This window comes from Pseudomonas sp. NPDC087598 (assembly GCF_044743525.1).
In the GTDB taxonomy this organism is placed as follows: Bacteria; Pseudomonadota; Gammaproteobacteria; order Pseudomonadales; family Pseudomonadaceae; genus Aquipseudomonas.
The window spans coordinates 40,740-63,003 of the sequence record NZ_JBIUWQ010000027.1; the positions used below are offsets into that span (position 1 = coordinate 40,740).

Annotated in this window: 19 protein-coding genes; 2 read left to right on the forward strand and 17 right to left on the reverse strand. The window is 60.2% G+C overall.

From position 1 onward, the window contains the following. Positions 1-173: 173 nt before the first annotated feature. Positions 174-980: a class I SAM-dependent methyltransferase gene (locus ACIOWE_RS16260; protein ID WP_401393236.1), complete on the forward strand. Its 807-nt coding sequence runs from the start codon at positions 174-176 to the stop codon at positions 978-980. Between the two features lie 127 nt (positions 981-1,107). Here the strand turns inward: ACIOWE_RS16260 and ACIOWE_RS16265 are convergent, their stop codons facing one another. The 17 genes from ACIOWE_RS16265 to ACIOWE_RS16345 all read right to left on the reverse strand — a co-directional run bounded on the left by ACIOWE_RS16265 (position 1,108) and on the right by ACIOWE_RS16345 (position 20,022). Continuing rightward, positions 1,108-1,800 (reverse strand): GNAT family N-acetyltransferase, encoded by a 693-nt coding sequence (locus ACIOWE_RS16265; RefSeq protein WP_401393239.1) that lies wholly within the window; start codon positions 1,798-1,800, stop codon positions 1,108-1,110. A 114-nt stretch (positions 1,801-1,914) separates the two neighbouring features. Continuing rightward, positions 1,915-2,706 (reverse strand): ChbG/HpnK family deacetylase, encoded by a 792-nt coding sequence (locus ACIOWE_RS16270; RefSeq protein WP_401393242.1) that lies wholly within the window; start codon positions 2,704-2,706, stop codon positions 1,915-1,917. Beyond that, positions 2,678-3,862 (reverse strand): GNAT family N-acetyltransferase, encoded by a 1,185-nt coding sequence (locus tag ACIOWE_RS16275; protein WP_401393245.1) that lies wholly within the window; start codon positions 3,860-3,862, stop codon positions 2,678-2,680. Before ACIOWE_RS16275 ends, ACIOWE_RS16270 begins: the two co-directional genes overlap by 29 nt. 4 nt (positions 3,863-3,866) lie before the next feature. Further along, a complete protein-coding gene (locus ACIOWE_RS16280; protein ID WP_401393248.1) occupies positions 3,867-4,556 on the reverse strand; it encodes an N-acetyltransferase in 690 nt (229 codons plus the stop codon). A gap of 215 nt (positions 4,557-4,771) precedes the next feature. Further along, positions 4,772-6,694, reverse strand: coding sequence for a hypothetical protein (locus ACIOWE_RS16285; RefSeq protein ID WP_401393251.1), 1,923 nt, complete (start codon positions 6,692-6,694; stop codon positions 4,772-4,774). Next, the gene (locus tag ACIOWE_RS16290; RefSeq protein ID WP_201239003.1) at positions 6,691-7,998 is read right to left on the reverse strand and encodes a lipopolysaccharide biosynthesis protein; all 1,308 of its coding nucleotides are present in this window, start codon (positions 7,996-7,998) and stop codon (positions 6,691-6,693) included. The genes ACIOWE_RS16285 and ACIOWE_RS16290 overlap by 4 nt, the downstream gene beginning before the upstream one ends. After that, a complete protein-coding gene (locus ACIOWE_RS16295; protein ID WP_401393254.1) occupies positions 7,995-9,008 on the reverse strand; it encodes a polysaccharide deacetylase family protein in 1,014 nt (337 codons plus the stop codon). Before ACIOWE_RS16295 ends, ACIOWE_RS16290 begins: the two co-directional genes overlap by 4 nt. A gap of 9 nt (positions 9,009-9,017) precedes the next feature. Beyond that, the gene (locus tag ACIOWE_RS16300; RefSeq protein WP_401393257.1) at positions 9,018-10,154 is read right to left on the reverse strand and encodes a glycosyltransferase family 2 protein; all 1,137 of its coding nucleotides are present in this window, start codon (positions 10,152-10,154) and stop codon (positions 9,018-9,020) included. Further along, positions 10,147-11,115: a glycosyltransferase gene (locus ACIOWE_RS16305; protein ID WP_401393260.1), complete on the reverse strand. Its 969-nt coding sequence runs from the start codon at positions 11,113-11,115 to the stop codon at positions 10,147-10,149. The genes ACIOWE_RS16300 and ACIOWE_RS16305 overlap by 8 nt, the downstream gene beginning before the upstream one ends. Beyond that, positions 11,112-12,479 (reverse strand): O-antigen ligase family protein, encoded by a 1,368-nt coding sequence (locus tag ACIOWE_RS16310; protein WP_401393263.1) that lies wholly within the window; start codon positions 12,477-12,479, stop codon positions 11,112-11,114. The genes ACIOWE_RS16305 and ACIOWE_RS16310 overlap by 4 nt, the downstream gene beginning before the upstream one ends. Then, positions 12,476-13,570, reverse strand: coding sequence for a glycosyltransferase family 4 protein (locus ACIOWE_RS16315; protein WP_401393266.1), 1,095 nt, complete (start codon positions 13,568-13,570; stop codon positions 12,476-12,478). The genes ACIOWE_RS16310 and ACIOWE_RS16315 overlap by 4 nt, the downstream gene beginning before the upstream one ends. Beyond that, a complete protein-coding gene (locus ACIOWE_RS16320) occupies positions 13,567-15,159 on the reverse strand; it encodes a GumC family protein (RefSeq protein ID WP_401393269.1) in 1,593 nt (530 codons plus the stop codon). Before ACIOWE_RS16320 ends, ACIOWE_RS16315 begins: the two co-directional genes overlap by 4 nt. 17 nt (positions 15,160-15,176) lie before the next feature. Then, positions 15,177-16,202, reverse strand: coding sequence for a polysaccharide biosynthesis/export family protein (locus ACIOWE_RS16325; RefSeq protein WP_277761583.1), 1,026 nt, complete (start codon positions 16,200-16,202; stop codon positions 15,177-15,179). A 21-nt stretch (positions 16,203-16,223) separates the two neighbouring features. Next, entirely contained in the window at positions 16,224-16,871 is a 648-nt protein-coding gene (locus tag ACIOWE_RS16330; protein WP_213028214.1) for a CpsD/CapB family tyrosine-protein kinase, read from the reverse strand. Beyond that, complete coding sequence (locus tag ACIOWE_RS16335; RefSeq protein WP_201238994.1) at positions 16,871-17,617, reverse strand: sugar transferase; 747 nt, start codon at positions 17,615-17,617, stop codon at positions 16,871-16,873. The genes ACIOWE_RS16330 and ACIOWE_RS16335 overlap by 1 nt, the downstream gene beginning before the upstream one ends. An 18-nt stretch (positions 17,618-17,635) precedes the next feature. Beyond that, positions 17,636-18,673, reverse strand: coding sequence for an NAD-dependent epimerase (locus ACIOWE_RS16340; protein ID WP_401393272.1), 1,038 nt, complete (start codon positions 18,671-18,673; stop codon positions 17,636-17,638). Continuing rightward, the gene (locus tag ACIOWE_RS16345; protein ID WP_201238992.1) at positions 18,670-20,022 is read right to left on the reverse strand and encodes a UDP-glucose/GDP-mannose dehydrogenase family protein; all 1,353 of its coding nucleotides are present in this window, start codon (positions 20,020-20,022) and stop codon (positions 18,670-18,672) included. The genes ACIOWE_RS16340 and ACIOWE_RS16345 overlap by 4 nt, the downstream gene beginning before the upstream one ends. 391 nt (positions 20,023-20,413) lie before the next feature. Between ACIOWE_RS16345 and ACIOWE_RS16350 the strand changes: the two genes are divergently transcribed. Continuing rightward, entirely contained in the window at positions 20,414-22,111 is a 1,698-nt protein-coding gene (locus ACIOWE_RS16350; protein WP_401393275.1) for a sulfatase-like hydrolase/transferase, read from the forward strand. The last annotated feature ends 153 nt before the right edge of the window (positions 22,112-22,264 follow it).

Sequence of the window (22,264 nt, forward strand, 5' to 3'; positions counted from 1 at the left end):
CAGTCAGCCAAGTCTCCTATCAAATCTAGAAAAATCGTCGGTATTTGTAGGCGAGAGTTTTCTCATTTGTAGGAGTTGCCGCAGGGGGTGGCTTACAAGATTGCAACAATCTGCATTGCCGGGCTCATCTAGACTCGGGTCCGCTCAATCACGAGCAGTACCCGGAGTGCGCCATGGAAGTGCCGAACAATAAAAACGCCATCGAGAGCAATCGACAGGCGTGGAACGATTCCGCCCGCCATCATCAGGATTCCCCTGACTGGCAGACCTTGTTGAACGACGTTGCTCAGGCTGATTTCTCTTGCCTCGATGACACGTTGCGCGGCTTGCTGGAGCAGGTCGGCGTAGACGGCAAAGAGGTGATTCAGTTGGGCTGCAACAACGGTCGCGAAAGCCTGTCGCTGTTCGCCCTCGGCGCGCGCGGGGTGGTCGGTGTCGATCAATCGCAGGCCTTCCTTGAGCAGGCCCGTGAACTGAACCGCCGCTCAGCACACAACGCCGAATTCATCGAGGCCGATATCCATCACCTGCCGGCGTCGCTGCAGAATCGCTTCGACGTGGCGCTGATCACTATCGGTGTACTGAACTGGATGCCCGATATCGGCGAGTTTTTCCACCACGTCGCCTCAACGCTGAAACCGGGTGGGAAACTGGTGATCTACGAAACCCACCCGTTTCTGGAAATGGTCGATCCTGATGCGGCAGATCCGTTTCGCCTTGCCACTTCCTACTTCCGCGCCGAGCCTTTCGTGCAGGAAGAGCCGATTGTCTATGTCGGCAAGGTCGAGCAGCAGGCGGCAAAGTCGTACTGGTTCGTGCACAACCTCGGCGCGATCTTCAGCGGCGCGATTGCGGCGGGGCTGAACATTGCGCATTTCAAGGAATACCCGCATTCGAACCGGGAAGAGCTGTATGACCGGTATTTGAATCAGGAAGCGCAGATGCCGATGTGCTTTACCCTGGTCGCCACAAAATCTTGATATTCATCGTCGCGGCCACTGACCTCATCGCGAGCAGGCTCACTCCTACATTTGGAATGCATTCCCCTGTAGGAGTGAGCCTGCTCGCGATGACGGCATCACTGCCGCTAAACATTTCAGATCTGACTCAAGCCTGCGCCGCCGCACTCACCACCGGCCGCCCCGGTTTACGCAGTGGCTCAAGCCGTGAGCCCTCGTACCGCGTTTCACGGAAAAACCTCCAGCGACCGAACAGTCCATAAACGTGAGTGACATGCCCCTGTTCGTGATAACCCATGCGGATGTGCAGTTTCAGCGCCGGAATATTGTGGGTCTCGCAGACATCCACCACCTTGTTGCAACCCTGCGCCGCCATGGCTTCCCACAGCGCGACCTGCACGTCCACGGACAGGCTGCTGCCGAAATAGGCACGGGTCATTTCGCCGCCGAATTCGAAGAACTCACCGGGTTTGACCGGGAAATTGCAACCGTAGTAATGCTGGTCGTGATAGTCGCGAATACTGCCCCAGATAAACGCTACCGCGTGGCCGTCAGCGTCGAGGTACATGTGGCCGGTGTGGCCCTTGGTCGCCAACTCCGCCATGGTCTCCACGCGGTCGCCAAAATGCTTGCTGAACGCAATGGCATTCTCCGCCGTGATGTCGACTCTGCGCAGGCCATCGTAAGGGCGCAACTTGTGCGGCGGCACCGGGCTGACCAGGTCGCGCTCCATCCACAGCAGTTCCCAATGGAAGAACACGTAGCGTTTCCACAACGTGCCGAAGGTGCGACCAATGCCCTTGTGACGGATGCGTTCTTGTAGCTTTTCGATGACGCTCATGATGCCCTCCGTGGCCGTAGCCCGGGTGTTGTGGATGGTGCTTTTGTGGGTATAGATCACCCGTGAAAATTCATTTCAAAGTGCCATCTTCGAAAGTATTGCAAGGTATGTAAGTCAATCGAGTGCCGCAGCACCGCGTAGAAAATCCTTGTTCAAGTCGGCGTAGGAAACCCGTGGAACCCCCGCCAGCCGCTGCTCTAGCACGCGGCTCAGGGATTCGTCGGGATTGAGGTAGGCGTCACCAAAATCGGCGCCAAGCTGAGTCGGATGAGCGACGATTTCCAACACGCCGTCGGTCGGCGCGATGTCGTTACGCAGGTCGATCGGCGTGCACACATAATCGGCGGTGACACCGGCCAGACCCTGCAAACGCCAATTGAGTAAACCCTTGAACACGCGTTTCGGCAGATTGAGGTTTTGCCCAAGGTTGCGCGCAAGGCGAATCGGTACGCCCTGATGCGCTGCGAAGCGGGCGACGATTTCGCCGATCGGCCAGATGTTATGCACGTGCTGATGCGAATCGATATGGCTCGGGCGCACGCCATGATCGGCACAACGCTGCCACTGCGCCTGCAACTCTTCACGCACCGCCTCGCGATCCTCACGGCTGAGCCACAGACGGTGGCGCGGCAGGTTGAGGTCGAACACGCCTTGGCTGTCACAGAACGTGCGGCGCAACAGAATCGCCTGACTTAACGGACGCCCGTAAGTCAGGTTGAAGTGCAGTCCGACCCGGCCTTCCAGCACCGGATGCCGAGCCATGGCACACGCCGCTTCAAACGCCGGCATGTTGGCCATGGCGGTGGCGGAACTGATGACCCCGGCCTGAAACGCCGCGAAGATCACCGTGTTTTCATTCGGGCTGAGGCCGAAATCGTCAGCGTTGACTATGACTTGGCGAGGCATGTTCGCCCTCCGTGGTGATCGCGACGGCTTTCAGGGTGGGTTTCACTGGCTCGGCATGCCGCGCCCGCCAGGCTTGCACGCGCGGCTTGAGTCGATGCCACAGACGCAAGCCCAGACCTAGGACGAGGCCACTCGGGCGCCAGGAATAAAAACTCCAGCGCCAGTGCTCCAGTTGCCCGGTCACGCGTTCATGCAGTTGATGGCTGGAGTTTTCCAGGCTGACCCGCGAGGCATCGATCCAGTGCCAGTGCTCGTCCAGCCCCCAGCGAATCCATTCCTCCAGCAACACCCGGCCGCTGCCGAGATCGGCGTATTGCGGCAGGAAGGCGAGGTTGTAATCGTAGAGGCGACCCTGTTCGAGCAGGCCGAGCCGATAGCTGATGCAACGCCCGTTCAGCTCCAGCGTCACCACCCGCACCAGACCTTGGCCGGCGAGGGCGGTGAAGGCGCGCTCGATCAGGTGCCGACTGCGTTCGCTGGCGAAAATGCCGACGCCTTCGTCACCTTTCCAGCTCACCGCCTCGACTTCGCTGATCACCTGTAACAGCGGCGCCATGCTGATCGCATCGGGAATGATCCGCCGTACCTCGGCGCCACACGCGGCAATCCGTTTGCGCGCCCGGCGCAGTTTGTAGCGTGGATCGCCAGAGACTTCCTGATGATCCGCCTCGCTGATCAGATGCACCGGCACTCGACAACTCAGTCGCCGCTCAGCAGTGGAGCTGAGCGCCATCCATTCGGTGAGCGCGCTTTCTTCACCGGCAGGTTCGGACAATTCATTGAGCTGCAGCAGCGCGTGGGGCAGACGTTGGCGGATCAACCGCAAGGCCTTGTGCATGTCTTCGCTGTCCAGCAAGGACAGCAACGCCAAGCGATCCGCCAGCGGATAACCCAAGTGATGCAGCACCCGAAACGGCACGCCGAAAAAGCGTTCGCGACTCGCCACCAGCGGCAGGCACAGACGCAATTCATCCGCCTCCCAACCCAGCAGGGTGTGCAGACGCTCACCCTCACCGAGTGCCTGCTCGGCCGCACACAACCAACCGAGGTTGTTGAACGGCGTGTGATCCGTCACCCGCAGGCGCAGCGCTTCATACGCTGTTGCCGGGAAATCGGCGGCGCACAGTGAAGTGCGCCATTCGAATCGCGTCACCATAGGCTCAGGCCGCCGTAGCTGTAACAGGTGGACGGGAAGGTTTGCGCAATGCATCCAGACGCGAGCCGCTGTAGCGGGTTTCGCGGTAGAAGCGCCAGCGGTTGAACAGGGTGTAGACGTTCATGATCCGCTGCTGTTCGGTATAGCCCATGCGCAGGTGCAGCTTGAGTGCCGGAATATTGTGGAACTCACAGACATCGACGACTTTGTCGCAGCCCTGGGCGGCCATGGCTTTCCACAGCTCCAGTTGCAGATCCACGGACAACTCCGTGCCCCAATAGGCACGAGTCAGTTCACCGCCGAATTCGAAGAACTCGCCGGGTTTTACCGGGAACATGCAGCCGTAGTAATGGCGGTCGAAATAGTCCCGCGCGCTGCCCCAGATGAACGCCACGGCATCGCCCTGATCGTCCAGGTGCATGTGCCCGGTGTGGCCCTCGCTGGCCAGCTCTGCCATGGTGCCGACACGGTCGCCGAAGTAGCGGGCGAAGGCGCTGGCGTTGTCTGGTGTGATCTTCACCACCCGTAATGGCGGGTAAGGTTTGAGGCTGTGCGGCGGTACCGGGCTGACCAGGTCGCGCTCCATCCAGAGCAATTCCTGATGGGAAAAAACGTAGTGCTTCCACGCTTTGGCGAGGGTGACGCGCAGGCCTTTTTGCTTGATGTGTTCGCTGAGTTTGCTGACGATGCCCATTGTGCGTGCTCCGGAGTTCCGGCAAGGCGAATGACTGTGGTGAGGGGCTCTGTGGCGAGGGGATTTATCCCCGATGGGCTGCGAAGTGGCCCCGCATTTACAGGTTAAAAGCGACGACTGTTGCGCAGCCGATCGGGGATAAATCCCCTCGCCACAAAAACTCCCTACCCACAAATCTATGTTCGCCTTACATGTTCTGATAATCGGAATTGGCTTCATGACGCGATCCAGCTCAATGCAAACAGGGTTTCCCCTGGCAAGTCGAAGCTGACGCGTCCGTCGCGGCAGGTCACTGGCGCGTCGCGACTGCGATTGTCGGCTCCGAAGTAGCGCAGTGCGCCATTGTTCAGTGGGCACTTGGTGCCGCTCAGTTCGACTCGCTGTAAACGCGTGCCTTTGTTGACGCCGAGCAGGCCGCGTTTATCGTCGCCGGCCATTGCCAGTACATCGACTTCAAAAGCGTCGTTTTCCAGCCACAGCACTGTGTGCAGCCAATGTTGTTGGATGAACTGTTGGGCCAGGCCCACGGGTTTCAGCTCGAAGTGTTGTTCATCCTCCGAGACGCGCAGCATGCCCTTGGGGTATTCCGGCTCGTCGGCAGCCTGAAACCAGCCGAGCATGGTCAGCAAACCGTCCTGTGATGCATTGATGACAACTGAAGCCCACCACAGCGAGGTGTAATGGGTTTCCTGATCGTAGGGGCTGAGACTTGAGCCACTGGACAAGTTGGTCTGATCCAGCAGCAGGGCCTTGCGCGGTTGACCGTTGCCATCGAGGCCCACCAGTTCAGCCGCACGTCGTACGCTGTCGCGGTAGACACGTGTAGCCAGCAGGTCGCGAATCATCCATTCGTGCCATGCCAGCGCATCGACCTGATCGGCTGATTCGCTCAGCAGGCGCCGCGCCCAGTCGATGCCGCGCTTGTCCGCTGCGTTCTCGGCGAGCGGCCCGTTAACCAACCTTGAACTGGCCGGCATCGCAATCCGCACGCCAGCCTTGGCATTGGCCGGGTCACGGCGTACCTGCCGGGCCATGTTGGTGAAAACCTCCCGATACTGGTCGTAGCTCGCATAGTTGAGGTTCGGCTCGTCGGCAAAACCGATGTAATGAGTGCCTTTGCCACCGAGCGCGCGGGTGCCGGCGAGCCAGGCTTCGAGGCCGCTGTTGGTTTGCGCATTGACGCGCAGGTCGTGCTGGCGCTGGCTGCCGGCGAGCAGGGTGATGTCCTGCCGGATGCCGAAACGATCCTGATAGATCTGGCGAAAGGCATCCTCGAAGTGCGGATTTTTCTCTGTCACGTCGACGAAGCTGTAGTAGCTGGCAGCTGTCGGTTGCAATGCATCGAGGAAGACATGGCTGGTCTGTGGCGGCATCACGTAGGGCAGGGCGATGCCTAGATCCGGCGTGCGTCCGAGAACTTTTTCGTGCAGGGTCAAACGTGTCTGCCCAACGTCTTCGCGTAGCGGTTGCAGTTGCTGCGGATTCTGTGCAAACAGATTGGCCGTGCCGTCGAGCCAGAATGCTGCTTTGCCGCTACCTTGCAAGCGCAGACGCCAGACTTGCTCGCGGTCGCTGACGGGCAATGCGATCTGATCGAAATGCCAATAGGCACGGTAGGGTTTCAGCGCCAACGAGAGCGGCAGTCCATCGCCGACCCGCTGTGCCTGAAGGGCACTGACGCCACCGTGGTATTTGCCTGCAAGAATGGCGTGTTCACCCGGTGCGATCCGAAAATACAGATCATCGCCGCTTCGGGTCTCAACGCTGAAATGCACCTTGGCCGGTGCGAACAGCGCCACCGTACGTTCGTCGTGTTCAACCCGATAGCGGCGGAAACTGTAGCCTGGAATCTCCAGCCGATAACTGCTGGCGCCGGGGATCAACGGCCAACTCTGGCTACCACCGGTTTCGCTGGCTTTGATGAGCCGATCGCCTTGTAATTTGCCTTCGCCATCGAGCAGGTACAGATGCTCTTCGTTGGCATCCGCCTGCCACGCCGGGACCCAGCGCACGGTCACGGTGTCAGGGCGATCCGCTCGCAGATACAGGCTCCCGTCACGAATATCCGCCCAGCGCATCGACGCGGCAAACGCGTCCAGCGACAGGCCGAGACCGAGCAGCAGGGCCAGGCCTTTCATGCGGCTTTCCGGCGTTGCAGCATCAGCCACATCGGCGTGATGTCGCTGGGCAGGATGATCAGGGTTTGCCAGAACGGCACGCCGCTCAACCGGCAGTAGAGCACCAGCATCGCTACGGTGACCGCCAGATAGGCAATCGACGAAGCCGCCGCCGCGCCAACAATGCCATAGGCCGGAATCAGCACCAGGTTCAGCGCCAGATTGAGCAGGGCGCCCAGACCCATCAGCAGCGACACCGTGCCGGGACGATTCTTGCCGAGCAAGTCGAGGCGCAGAATGCTCGCGTAGCACAGGCCCAACAGTCCTGGCAGCAGCGCAAGCAGCGCCGGATACGCCGGTTGGTAAGCCACGCCGAACAGGGTGACGATCAGCCATTCGCCGATCACCGCCATGGTCAGGCAAGCGCCGAGCATCACGGTCGCGGTCAGGCGCAACGCCAGCGGGGTGACTTTGTCCATGCCTTCGTCCTGTTGCAGCAGGCGTTTCATCAGCGGCGTGGTCACCGCTTCCGGGACGATCAGCAGCAGTTCGGCAGCGGCGCTGGCCATGGCGTAATGGCCGAGGGCGGTGCTGCCGAGCAGGGCGCCGATGAACAGATAATCCGAGCGCAGAATCACCTGCTGAAAGAGCAAGTCAGGATGGCTGCGGGCGCTGTAGCGCAGCAGTTCTTTCTGACTGGCGCGGTCCCATTGCAGTTGCAACGGTTGTGCGCGTTTGAGCCAGACCCAACCGACCAGCACCACCAGACTGATCCCGGCCAGCCAACTGATCAACGCCGCTTCGAGGGCGGCGCTTTTCCACATCCAGAACAAGCCGAGAAACAGCAGCAGCGGTGCCAGAGATTCGACCAGACGCAAGGCGTTGAAGGCGACCACGCCGCCCGACGCGTTGTGCAAGGTCAGCAGACCGCTTTTCAGCACCGTCAGCGGCACGGCCAGCAACAACAACCAGGCGAGCAGGCCGAGTTGCACGGTCACATCCAGTTCACCGCCAAACTCGCGCACCAACGCCACCACCAGCAAGGTCAGCAACGCGGCGAGCAAACAGCCGAACACCAACACCTGACTGAGCAGCAGGCCCATCGGCCGCTGCTTGGCCGCCTGATAACCCACCGCCGAATTCAAGCCGCCACTGGTCGCTGCGCTGATCAGATCCGGGAGCGTGCTGAGCAACGCAAACAAGCCACGCTCACTCGGCCCAAGAATCCGCGCCAGCAATACGTTGCGCAGCAAACGCAGGGCGATCATCGCCAGTTTGGTGCCCATGCTCAGCGCCAGATGTTTGAGGTAACTGCCTCGGCTCATGGCCGCGCCCCGCGAAAGATCCGCCACGACAGCAGTTCCGGATTGCGCGCGGTGCGCTGGCTGACGCCGAAACGCGGCAGGTTCAGCGGATCGCCTTCACCGCGATAGATGCCGGTGCCGGTGCCCAGCGCAAACGGATAGTCATGGCTGGCGATCTGTTGGCGCACGCGTTCATCGTTGTCGCCGTTGGGGTAGCAATACACCGGCAGCGGCCGGTTGCAGCCGTTGTGCAGAGCATCGCGGCTGCGGCTGATCTCTTCGTCCAGCCGCACATCGTCAAGACCGGTGAGGATCGCGTGACTGGCGCCGTGCGGGCCGAAACGCACGAGCCCGGAAGCTTCCAGTGCGCGCACTTGATGCCAGTCGAGGGCTTGCGGTTGCGACTCTTGCGGGCATTCGTCGGTCAGCCGTTCAAGCTCCTGCGGGTCAATCGACTTCAAGCCTTGCAGGTAATGCAGCAGCGCCAGACTGCGCCGATCAACATCAATGTCGTCGAGCAGCACCGGCAATGGGTGATGCATGGCGTGCAGGCATTCGATCAAATGCATCCGCGCTTTTTCACCGTGGCTGCCCCACAGGGTTTCGCCGAGGCTTTCCCACCAGAAGCGCTGACGGCTGCCGATGAAATCGGTAGAGAGAAAAATGCTCGCTGGCACCTGATGTTTTTGCAGCAGCGGATAGGCATTGACCGCGTTGTCGCGCCAGCCATCATCGAACGTCAGCGCCACCCGTGGGCGCTCAGTGCGCAACGAATTGGGCTGGAGGATCTCCATCAGCGGCACGCAATCGAAATGGCGGCGCAGCCACACCAGCAAATGCTCGAAGGCTTTCGGTCCCACACAGAGTTCGTTGCGGTGCGGCAGATCGGCGGCGCGGTCGTTGGCCAGCACGCGGTGCAGCATCAGAATCACCCCGGCGCCACGCAATTGGCGGTTGCCCAGGGAGGAGTTCAAGTACACCCAGCCGCTGGCACGCTTGATACTTTTTTTGATACTGGTCTTGATTGGCATGGCAGGCACTCATCGAGTCTGGTCGGGGTTCCATTGGTTGTAGCTGTGTCCGCGCAAGAACTGCCATAGGCCGACGATCATTCCCGCCAGGGTCACCAGCACGAACGCGGCAAGGCGAAACGGTTTGGGCAGGCGGTGACGCACGTCCAGCAGACCGGCCACGGCGAAGGCGTAGCCGAGCAACTGGGCGGCCAGGGTCAGGCGGTAGAAACCATGTTCATCGAGCAACCAGAGGTTGGCCAGGAACAGGGGCAACAGCAGCACCGGTGCCAGGCGGCGGATCAGCTTGTGACTGATCAGCGCGATGGCGTACAAGCCATGGCGCATCGGGTTGAGCAGTTCACGCCTTGCCGACAGGCTGATCAAACCACCGACGGTGACGCGTTGGCGGCGACTGAACTGTCGTTCGGCCTCGTCAACGCCTTGATCGAGCACCTTGGCCTCGTCGACATAGACGACACGCTTGCCCGTGACTGGTGCACAGGTGTTGATAAAGAAGTCGTCGTTGACCAGGGCTGGAATTGGTTGGTAAAGCTCGCGCCGCAACGCCTGCAGCGCACCGTCGGCCGAGACCGTGCAGCCCATGCGGCTTTCCACGCGTCGCAACCACGCTTCGTAGTGGCGATACAGGCTTTCGCCCAGACTCAGGCCTGAACCCGGGACGGGGATGTTCATGTTGCCGACAGTACCACCGACCTCAGGGTCGGCAAACGGCGCCAACAGTGACTGCAAGGTGCCGTCGAGCCAGTGAACATCTGCGTCGGTAAACACCAGGATATCGCCTGTGCAGCTGCTGACAGCGGCGTTGAGCACACTATTCTTGCCCTGGCGCGCAAGGTCGAGCACCTCAATGCGCGGGTCGTTGACACTGCGCGCCAGGGCCACGGTCTGATCCGTGGAGCCGTCGCTGGCGACGATGATTTGCAAGCTGGCGGCTTGATAGTCCTGGGCCAGCAGATTGCGCAGTTTGTTCTCGATATTGCGTTGCTCATTGTGCGCGGCGACGACCACGCTGACCTTTTGCGCAGGCAGCGGCGCAGGTCTGTGTCGAGGAAAAAGCGGCCCGGCGACCGTCAACAACAGCGGGTACCCCAGATAGGCGTACGCCGGCATCAACAGGCACAACCAGAAAATGAATTCAGCCACGGGCAGGCCTCCTTGCTTTCCAATGACAAAGACTGAGGATGAACGCCGCACCGGCCAGGTGCAGGCGTACCCAGTGCAAACCCCACAATTGCAGGGTCAGGCCGATGTTGCGGTGCTTGATGCTCTGTCGCACGCTGAGCACCAGCCCGGGCACACTGGTCAGGGCCACCATGATCGCGGCGTGATGCGGGAAGCCGTTGAACAGTGCCGAGATGGCCAGGAAATCGAGAATCCACATGGCAATCGACAGCAGCGGAAAACGCAGCAGGCGCAGGCTGAAACCGTGGGTGCGCAGCAGTTGCAGATGACTGCCTTGGCGCCACAGTTCCTTGCCCATCCATTCGCGCCAGTTCATTTCATAACCCCAGTGCAAGGCGACACTTTGGTTGATCGACAACAGCCGGGCGCCGTGTTCGCGCAGGCGCAACGTGAACTCTTTATCTTCACCAGTGCGCAGGGTTTCATTGAAGCCGCCGACCTTGTCGAACCAGCTCCTGAGCATCAGCAAGTTGGAACTGGGCATCCAGTCGACGATTTGGCTGGTATGGCTGTTCGGACGCAAGGTGCGGCGCTGCCACGCGGTGGCGTACCACGGTGCGGCGGTGGGAGTGTGTAGATCCAGGCTGAAGATATCGCCCTGGCCGCTGGCTTCGATGTCGAACAGTTGGGGCAGCCAGTCTTCCGGCATTTCGATGTCGGCGTCGATGAACGCCAGCCATTCACCCGTCGCAATGGCGGTGCCGCGATTGCGCAGTGCGCCGATCAGCAGACCGGGCAGTACCAGTACTTGCGCGCCGAACTGGCGGGCAATCTGCGGGCCCTGATCGGTCGAGCCGTTGTCGACCACGATAAATTCGCAGTCGACATTGGCCACGTGCGCCGCTTTTTGCGCGGCCAGCAGCGTGCGACCGATGTGGCGGGCCTCGTTGTACATCGGGATGACGATACTGATCCGACTCATGCCATGGCCTCCTTCGCTGGTGCTTGCTCGGCCTTCAGGCGCAGTACACTGGCCAGCGCAAGCATGATCCATACGTATTTCTGGTTCGGTGCACTGAGGAACATCAGGAACAACGTCAGCGACAGGAAGCTCACGCTCAGGTGTGTCATCAGGTCAGCTTGCTCCCTGTCTCCTTTGTTCATCCAGGCGCGACGCGCACGGATCAGGTTGAGCAGGCCCTGCGCAAGCATGCCGACGAACAGCAGGCCGGCGGGAATTCCCAGTTCACTGAAGATTTCCAGGTAGGTGTTGTGGGCGCGGCGGTACAGGTCGCCGATCTTGCGGTTGGCGGAAAACACCTTGGCGTAACCGGTGGTGGCGTAGTGCAAGGGAAAGGTGCCAGGGCCAGAGCCCAGCAGGGGGCTTTCGCGAATCATCTGGCCCCCGACCACGATGTAAGAGGCGCGACGGCCAAGGGATTCGTCCTGGGCTTTAGAGCCGGCACTGAGAATACTCAGCGACTGGATGCGCGCCATGTAACCGGCGGGCATTGCATAGATCGCCAGCGGGATCACAATCGCGGCGCCCAGCATCGCAAAGCCCAGGTGCCGTGGCCGAATCAGTGACAGTTGTGCGCGGTAATGCCAGCAGCCAATCAACAGACTCAAGGCCAGCACCACCAGCCCCGAGCGCGATTCGGTTTTGGTCATGCCGCCAAGCAACAGCAAGCAGCAACCGCCCCAGAACAATCGATGCAGCAGGTTCGGGCCGCGGATCACCAGCAGCAGTGCCAGCGGAATGGCAAAGGCGATCAACATCGCGAAGGCGTTGGGGTCTTCGAGCAGGCCGGCGGCACGACCCTGATCCTGGAATTTGGTCGAAAACATTGCCATTACACAGGTAGTGGTGACGGCCAGGGTCACCAGTCGGGCGAACAGGTCGAGGTTCAGTTCGCGGCCGATCAACAACGTGATAACAAACAGAATCAGACCGACGCTCAGTTCCCGCAGATGCGCCAGCGACATGCCCATGTCATCGGTATTGAGCAGGCTGAGAAAGTACAGAACCATGAACCAGAGCAGGTAACGCCAGATATTGCTGCGCAGGCGTTCCGAGGGAATCTGGTGCAGTGCCAGTTGCAACATCAGGATTACCGCCAGCGAAGCACCGAGCAGTTTGCTGCCGGACAGTGAACTGTCCTTGAAGAAACCTTCGAACGGCATCAGCGTCGCGATCCCGAGCAGGCCCCAGGTTGGCTTGCGATACAGCACCGCTAAGCCCACCAGGCCCAGCACCGCTCCCGGCGCCAGATACGGATAAGGGCTGGCCAGCAAAGCAATGCAGACCAGACCGAGCAAACTGACGATCGAGAGCGGGAAAATCATGCGCGTGCCTCCCGTGCCGTGCGGATGTACAGCTGCGACCAGCGTTCGGCGAGAGCCTTGAGGTCGTAGCGATCCTGTTGCGTGCGTTTTGCGTTGTCGCGCAGCTGCCGGGCCAGCTTCGGTTCAGTCAACAGCGTGTCGAGTTGACGGGCGAGGGCGCTGCTGTCGGCGGGTTCGGCGAGCAGGCCGTTGTGCCGATGCTCGAGCACATCGGGAATCCCGCCCACGCCGAAGGCGACCACCGGCACACCGGCCTGCATCGCCTCGAGCAAAATCATCGGCGTGCCTTCGGTGCGCGAACTGATCACCAGCGCATCGAGCCGCTGCCACCACGGTTGCATGACGGTCTGGTAGCCCGGCAGGCGAATCCGCTGCTGCAAACCGGCGTTATCAATACGTGCCTGCAACGCCTCGCGCTCCGGGCCATCGCCGAGCATCACCGCATCCAGTTGCGGATGCTGATGACACAGCGGGATCAGCGCATCGAGAAACAGATCCGGGCCTTTCTCACTGCTCAAACGCCCGACATAACCGGCGAGCCAGCGCAGCCGATCAGCGTCATGAATCATCTGCCCATGGGCGGCGGGCAAGCCGTTGGGGATCACCTGCAACTTCTCCGCCCGTACGCTGGCCTGACGGTGCAGCACAGCGATGCTTTCCGCCACGCAGACCACCCGATCCACCGATGCGGTGCGGCACAGTTGCAGACTGAGCCAGGTGTAGAACTTCTGCTTGCGACTGCGCGGGGTGAAGCCGTGCTGGGTGATCACCAGCGGCAGGCGCAACAGGGTTGCGCCGACCCAGCCGAACAACAGCCCTTTGAAATTGTGCGTATTGATCAGCGGCCGTTCGCTTTGCCGCTGGCGCAAGTGCCGCAACAATTCCCCTAGCCCGGCGCAACCCCAGCAGTCCACTCCGGCCTGAGCAAAGCGTGTGATCAGTTCTGGCGGCGCGTCGAGAAACAGCACCTGATGCTGTCCCGGCGTCGCCAGACAATGATCCAGCAACATCCGCTCGGCCCCGTAGAAACCGCCGCTGCTGAGCAAATGAATGATCGGCAGCGCGGCGTTCGGGGAAGGTCCGGTGTTCAATTGCGCACCCAGTGCAGGAAGCTTGGCACCGTCCAGTTCTTGTGCGGATTGTTCGGCAGCGCGTTCTGGTCGTTGATCACCAACAGCACCGGTACGCCCAGCTCGTGGCTGATTTGCGCCGGGTGTTTGAAGCGGTGATCGAAGAACTCACGCACGTAGACCAGGGCAATCGCCAACAGCAAGCCGGTGAACAATCCGAACGGAATGATCAGGCCGGGTTTCGGGAACGCTGCTTCGGTCGGTTCGAACGGCGGGCTGAGCACCCGGGCGTTGGACAGATCGTCGTTGAGCGCGCCAGTGGTGCTGCTTTCGGCAAACCGTTGGGCGTAGGTTGAGAACGCGGCGTGCAGCGCATCGATTTCGGTGTCCATCTGCCGCAGCTTGCTTTGGGTCTGCTGCAACTCGTGGATGCGGTGCTTGAACTCGGCGATGCGCGCGGTTTTCTGATCGATCACCTGCTGGACCACGGCCAGATCGTTGGTGCGTTCCTGAATGCGGTTGCTCACCACTTTGAGGAATTGCTGACGGGTGCGGGCGATCTGCTCGCGGGTCAGCAGCATCGGTTCACTGCCGGGCTGGAACACCGCCAGATCGTTCATGTAGCGGCTGACCTGAGTGGTCAGTTGCTCGCCCATCTGTTTGATTTCCCGGTCTTCGAACGCCACGTTGTCGACGGTGGTGGTGAAGGTGTAGGGGAAGGTGTAGTCGTTGAGCTTGTTATTGGTGGCGGCGGTCAGTGCGGTTTTCAGGTATTCCAGCCAGCGCTGGCTCTGCAACAAGCGATCCTGATACAGGTTCAGGGCCTGTTCTTCGGTGTTGATCGCGTTGAGGCGGAAAGTGATTTCTTCCTTCGGATCGGACGAGCCAACACTTTCCAGCAGCGCTTGGCGGTTGCCTTCGAGGCCATCGAGACGTACCTGATACAGATGCTTCTTCGTCTCGTAGAAGGATTGCGGCAAGTCAATCGACTGCAGTGCCTGACGGCTGAACAGGTAGTTCTGCAGCAGCGCAGCAACGAACGTCGTGCCCTGGTGCGGATCCGGGAAGCTGTAGATGATCGAGATCACGTTGGAGCCCGGCAGGGTCTCGATTTTCAGCTTGTCGATGGCCTCTTGCGTCAGCGCATCAAGTGCAGTGTCACGCACTGGATCGGTTTCCAGCCCGAGCATGTTGCGTACCGGGTTGATCACGTACTGGCGCAGCGGCGAACTGACGTAGCGCTTGAACGGCTCGCTCACCAGTCTGTTGAAGACGCCCGGCGAAGGCGTGTATTCACCCTTGTCGCGCAGTTCGCTGATGGTCTGACGAATCAGCGCCGGCGAACGAAGGATGTTGGTTTCGGTTTCCATGTCTGCCAGCGACGGCGGGATGAACGTGGCGTTGTCCACCGTGAGCGACGTGGTGGCGTCACCCTGGGAGAGTTTTTTCGACTGCACGATCACCTGCGCGGTGATATCGAAGCTCTGTTTGAGCACCAGCGGCAACAGCAGGGCGATGACTGCAAAGATCAGGAAGACCCGTTTCACCAGACGCTTGTTGGCGAAGAAGATCCTGAAGAACTCATGCAGGTAGTTTTCCTTTGGGTTCATGGTCGGTCACCTGAGAGTCAGTTGTTGTTGCTGTCTTTGTTGTCGACGCGGTAGCCGAAGCTGAAACCGACGCCCTGGAACAACACCACGTCAGCCAGTTGTCGGGCCAGTTCACCGGCGCTGGCCAGTTTGGTTTTCGGCACGTACAGCATGTCGTCCGGTTGCAGATACGCGATCTGCGAGGCATCGCCGGACAGGGCTTTCTCGACGTCATAACGCACCGCCTGCACCTGATTGCCGTTGCGGCGCATGATCACCACCGAATCCAGCCGTGCCTTGACGTTGGTGCCACGCGCCAGGGTCAACGCTTCGAGCACCGAGACCGGCCGACGGATCGGGTAGGAACCCGGCTGGCCGACTTCACCCAGCACATAGATCTCGTTGCCGGCCGTGGATTTCAGCAGCACGTCCACGGTCATGCGGCCCGGCAGTTGCGCGTACTTCTTGTTGAGGAAGGTTTCCAGTTGATTGACGGTCATGCCTTGCAGCGGCACCGCGCCGATTTCCGGGAAACTCGCGTAACCGTCGGTGCCGACGGTGATCTCGCGGCTCATGCCAGTGGCCGGGTGATTCAGCGCGCTTTTCAGGTTCTGCTCATTGGTCAGCGGGCTGATGATCTGCACGGTCAGCTGATTGCGGTTGGGCTGGAACAGTTGTTTACGCTGGTAGGCGCGCTGGATTTCCTCGCGGGCCTGATCGCTGGTCAGCCCGGCGATTTTCACCGAAGTGTTGGCGCCCGGCAGTTCAATGGTGCCGTCCGGCAGCACCAGTTGATTGCCGTTGAGCTGGCTGGCGGCGGTGAAGTTCAGGCCGATCTGGTCACCCGACTGCACGCGGTAAGCGTCCGAGCCGCTGGTGCTGATATGGAAGATCACGTCCAGCACATCCTGCGGGCGCAGGGTCTGCTCGATCTTCGGCATATCGGTGGCCTGGGCGTTGGCCGGGGTGGCGGTGAGAATATTCACCGGCATGTTCTGGGTTTCGGAGTTGCTTGAGCAGCCTGCAAGCGGCAGCATCAGCAGCACAAGAATCTTGGCGTTCATGGCGTCATCCCTCGCGTTCGCTTACAGGTTTTTGTAAAGCCATTTCGGCATGTAGTACTTGCGCCGGTTGAACACGCTGCCGACTACTTTTGCCCCGGCCTGGGTCAGGCGTTGCACAGCGGCCTGGGCGACTTCCCAGCGGGTGTCTTCGGCACGCACGACAAACACCACGCCATCGACCTGGGTGCTGATGACCAGCGTGTCGGCGGCGGAATACACCGCGTCGCCATCGATCACCACGAAGCGGTACTGACTGCCCAACTGATCGAGCAACGGGCTCAGGCGCTCGGCGGTCAGGTGCTCCATGGTGCGGATCGGCCGGCCGTTGGGCAGCACGTGAAACGGCAGGCTTGAGACCTGCACCACGCAGTCCTGCAACAGCGGCGGGTTGTCCGGGTTGAACAGCAGATCGCGCAGGCCGCGTTCCTTGCTCAGGTTCAACTGCTGGGTGAGGTTGTTCGCCGACTGACTGGCGTCGACCAGCAGCACCTGGCCGCTGCTCATCTGTGCCAGTTGACTGGCCAGCGCCAGTGCACTGGTGGTGGTGCCAGCGCCGGGGTTGGCGGCGGTCAGGAACAGGATCCGCAGATCGAGGTCCAGCACGGTCGAGGTCAGGTTCGATTCGCTGGGGTTGGCAATGCTCAGGCTTTTGTTGGTTGAACCGTCCATTAGCTTGCTCCGTGGCCGCTGAATACTTTGAAGGGGGTTTTCAACAGAATCTTCAGATCAAGCAAAAGGCTTTGCTCGGCGATATAGCTGAGGTCCAACTCAACGCGCTGGTCGAAGTCGATGTTGCTGCGTCCGGAGATCTGCCACAGGCCGGTCATGCCGGGGTAGATCGCCAGACGCGCGAGATGGCTGTCCTTGTAGCGGTAAGCGTTGAACGAGGTCGGACGCGGGCCGACGAGGCGCATGTCACCGGTCACCACGTTGATCAGGTTGGGCAATTCATCGAGGCTGGTGCGTCGCAGAAAACTGCCGATGCGAGTGACGCGTGGATCCTTGTCGATCTTGAAATCGATGGCGTCGGCCCCGTGCTTGTTGAGGTGACGCAGCGACTCTTTCAATTCTTCGGCGTTGCTGACCATGGTGCGGAACTTGAACATGCCGAACTTGCGGCCGCGGTAGCCGGTGCGTTTCTGCACGAACATCACCGGGCCTTTGCTGGTGAATTTGATGGCCAGCGCCAAGCCCAGCAGCACAGGGGAAATCATCAGCAGAATGAGCAGCGCGCCGAAACAGGCCACCACTCGATTGGTGCGTGACAGCTGCCACGGCCGGCCACCCTCGCGCCCGGAGAACCAGCCGCGCCCCTGGCGGTGAATCGCCGCATCGAGGCGCATGCGTTGTTCCGGGTCCATGCGTTTGTCTCGAACCAGGTTTTGGATCGGCACACCTTTTTCATGTCCAGTCATACAGTCCTCCGCTGATGTTCAGCCGCGAGCGGCGCGTGGGCGATAGGCAGTGGGGTAGTAGTCGCGAAACCAGGCGATGAAGCGCCCGAGTCCCTCATCCAGCTCGATCCGGGGCTGGAACCCGGTGGCCTGGGCCAGATCTTCGGTCTCGGCACAGGTGTTGAGCACATCGCCCGGTTGCAGCGGCAACAGCTCGACAATGGCTTTTTGGCCGAGGTGTTTCTCCATCAGCGCCAGGTAGGTTTTCAGCTCGACCGGGTGGTGGCCGCCGATGTTGAACAGGCACCACGGCGCCATGCTGCTGCCCGCGTCGGGGTGTTCGCGATCCCACTCCGGGTGGTTGTGCGGCGGGTGGTCAACGAGGCGCGCGATGCTTTCGACGATGTCGTCGATGTAGGTGAAATCCCTTTGGTGCTCGCCGTAGTTGAACAGCTTCAGCGGCGTGCCATCGGTGATCGCCCGGGCGAACTGGATCGGCGACATGTCCGGCCGTCCCCACGGCCCGTACACGGTGAAAAAGCGCAGGCCGGTGCAGGGAATGCCGAACAGATGGCTGTAGCTGTGGGCCATCAACTCGTTGGCTTTCTTGGTCGCGGCGTACAGCGACAGCGGGTGATTGACGCCGTCCTTCACCGAGTACGGCGTGTGCTGATTGGCGCCATACACCGAGCTCGACGAGGCGTAGATCAAATGCTCGACCGGATGATGCCGGCAGCTCTCCAGTATGTTCAGGAAACCCGCGAGGTTGCTGTCCATATAGGCCCGTGGATTTTCCAGCGAGTAGCGCACCCCGGCCTGCGCCGCGAGGTGGATCACCGCTTGCGGGCGTTCACGAACAAACAGCGCTTCGATGGCCCCTGCATCGGCCAGGTCAACCGAGGCGAGCTGGAAATCGCCGACCTGCGCGCGCACCCACTGCACGCGGTCGTGCTTGAGTTGCGGATCGTAGTAGGCGTTGAAATTATCCAGACCGACCACCGCATGGCCGTCGCGCATCAGCCGCAACACGCAATGAGCGCCAATGAAACCGGCCGCACCGGTGACCAGGATTTTCATGACCGCAGCCCTTCAGGGGCGATGTGGCGCAGGCCGATGCCGCTGTAATGCAGGCCGGCGGCGGCCAGGTGTTCCGGGTTGTAGAGGTTGCGGCCGTCGATCACCACCCGCGAGCGCAGTTTGCTCGCGAGAAACTCGAAATCGACTACGCGGAAGTTTTTCCACTCGGTGCAGATCACCAGCGCATCAGCGTCTTCGAGGGTGTCGTCACGGGTGGCGCACAGGTGCAAATCATCGCGGTAGCCGTAGATACGCCGGCACTCGGACATGGCTTCCGGATCGTAAGCCTGGACGCTGGCGCCTTCGGCCCACAGCGCATCCATCAGATAGCGGCTGGGCGCTTCGCGCATGTCATCGGTGTTCGGTTTGAACGCCAGGCCCCAGACAGCAATGGATTTACCGGCCAGCCCTTGGGGGAATTGCGCTTTCAATTTGCTGAACAGGATGTGCCGTTGAACGTCGTTGACATCGGTGACGCTGCGCAGCAGTTTCAGCGGCATGCCGTTGTGTTCGGCGGTGTGCAGCAGGGCGCGCAAGTCTTTGGGAAAGCACGAGCCACCGAAGCCGCAGCCCGGATAGATGAAGTGGTAACCGATGCGCGGGTCGGAACCGATGCCTTTGCGCACCGCTTCGATGTCGGCACCGAGCAATTCGGTGAGATTGGCCAGTTCGTTCATGAAGCTGATGCGCGTGGCGAGCATCGCGTTGGCCGCGTACTTGGTCAGCTCGGCGCTGCGGTTGTCCATGAACATCAGTTTTTCGTGATTGCGGCAGAACGGCGCGTACAGCTCGCTCATCTGCTCGCGGGCCTCGTCATCGCGGGTGCCGACAATGATCCGGTCCGGGCGCATGCAGTCGGCGAGGGCGCTGCCTTCCTTGAGGAATTCGGGGTTGGAGACCACGCGTACTTTCAGGTCGGTCTTGCCGCGGCGCAGCAGCTCGCTGTTGGCGCTGGCCAACACTTGATCCGCAGTGCCGACCGGCACCGTCGACTTGATGATCAGGGTGCGATCAGCCTCCATGTGTGAAGCGATTTGGCGGGCGACGTTGAGGACGTGACTGAGGTCGGCGGAACCGTCCTCATCGGCCGGGGTGCCGACCGCGATGAAGATCAGCTCGGCATGCTCGACGGCATCGCTGGCCTGGGTGCTGAACAGCAAGCGCCCGGCCTTGATGTTTTCTTCAAGTGTACCGGACAGTCCCGGTTCGCTGATCGGCGGCACGGCTTGTTGCAGTTGTTTAATCTTCTTCGGGTCAATATCTACACATAAAACCCGATGACCGACATCTGCAAGTGCAGCGGCTTGTATAAGTCCAACATAGCCCGTGCCAAATACGCTCACGTCCATCTGCGCACCCTCGATAAAGCAAAAAGATAAGTTCGAAACGAGACTGTCAAAAGGGGTATAGCGCAGGGTGGGGAAAGCGTGTCAGCAAAATGACATGTTGCACCTGTATAACACTGGAAATTTCCAAGGCGATTGGCCATCAAGTGCTTGCTATTGCTGCATTTGTCGCGTCCTTGACGCTTTTTTCACATTCGGAAGAAAGCGATAAACGGTCGAAAGCCGCGAAATTAGAGGCTTGTAGCTTCTGGAGTGTGTCAGATTTGAGTCAACGTTTTTTTGACGCTTTGTGTAAAAGTCTTCCATTTCTTGCGCTTTGATGGCCGGGTGCTAGTGTCAGATTCTGACCGACAAACTATTGACCCGATGCCGTTTTTCGCGTCCCGGAATGGCCATGTTTCGATACCTGAAAGAACTGCTTTTAATTATTTATCTGCTGCTTTATTCCGAATATTACATAGAGCGGTTAAATGCTATCGGCCTCGGTCTGGCTGTACTTCTTTTTGGCGCGATGTTTTTGGCGCTAACTTTAGCGTTATATCTAACGGCGTATATACGACAGTCACTCATTCGACATGTGTTCGCATTGGCGATGTTTGTCTCGGCGGTATTTTTTGATGTCTATACCCGGGTCACTGCGGATTACCTGAACTACAGCAGCTTCGTTTCGCTGGTGTATTCCGGCGGCTTCATTCAGGAAGCGGCGTACCAGTATCGCGATGCGATCGTCCACGGTGCGCTCAGTGGATTGCTGTTGTTGTTCGGCATCGGTCTGAAACCTCGCCATACACTGCGAGTGCCGAACGCATTACGCGTGGCGGCGCCACTGTGTGGGGTGCTGCTGCTCAGCGCGGTGCTGTTTTTACGGGCGGGTGAGGGCGCCCGGGGCTTGCCGATCATGTACACGCCGCTGGCGTATCTGAACCTGTTTGCCTATGAAGCGCTGCACAACACGGTTGGCCCGCGTGAGCCGGTAACGTTGGCGCGCAACTCGCCAGCGGTAACTCACGACATTGTGTTGATCATCGACGAGAGCATTTCCGGCAATTACCTCGACATCAACACGCCGTTCGGCGTGCACAGCAACCTCAAGCAGGCGCACGCGGGTGTCGACATCTTCAATTATGGCTACGCCGCGTCCATCGCCAATTGCAGCGCCGACACCAACATCACCCTGCGCTACGGCGGCACCCGCGCCGACTACATGCGCATCAACAGTACGCTCCCGTCGATCTGGCAATACGCGAAAAAGGCCGGGCTGCGCACGGTGTACATCGATGCCCAGCGCACCGGCGGCAACCTGCAGAATCTGATGAACGACACCGAGAAAAAGGACATCGACGAGTTTGTTCAATTCGACCAGACCAGCGTGCGTGACCGCGACATGGCCGCAGCGGCGAAGTTGATCGAACTGCTCAACGACGATAAACCCGAGCTGATCCTGATCAACAAGGTCGGCGCGCATTTTCCGGTACACGACAAATACCCGGATGCCTTCATGGCGTACCGCCCGACCTTGCCACGCGGCCAATTCACTGAAGTCGCGGATACCGGTGAGCGCAAGGGTTTCAATGGTCAGCCGGATGACTGGGTGCTGTACCGCAACGCCTACAAGAACACCGTGTTATGGAACGTCGGGGAGTTTTTTGCGCGGGTGTTTGCCCAGGGCAATCTGAACAATGCTTTGCTGATCTACACCTCTGATCACGGTCAGGATCTGCATGAGCGCGGCAATCCCGGGCTCAACACCCACTGCGGTGGCGATCCGGTTGAGGAGGAGGGGTTGGTGCCATTGGTGGTGATTCAGGGCAGCGCGATGAAAACGCTGGACTGGCAGGCGCAGCTGTCGACAAACAAGGATCGCTCCAGCCACTACAACATCTTCCCGACCCTGCTGCAGTTGATGGGTTACGACCTGACGGGCATCGAGGCGGTGTACGGCAAACCGTTGACGGTGCCGACGGCGGATGAGTTCACCTTCAATTACCGCTTCAATGCGCGGCTGGGGGCCAAGCCTGAGTGGAAGCATATTGATCTGGGCAGCATTGTCACGCCGGGGGAGGCGCCAACCAGTGTGGCGGCTGGGCAGTAGATTTTTATGGGCAGGACTGGCCCATCGCTGGCAAGCCAGCTCCCACAGTGTTTGAAGGTGAACTCAGGTATCTGTGAACAACCTCAATCCCTGTGGGAGCTGGCTTGCCAGCGATGAGGCCGTTTGATTCAACGCCAGGTTCTGGTCTGTCAT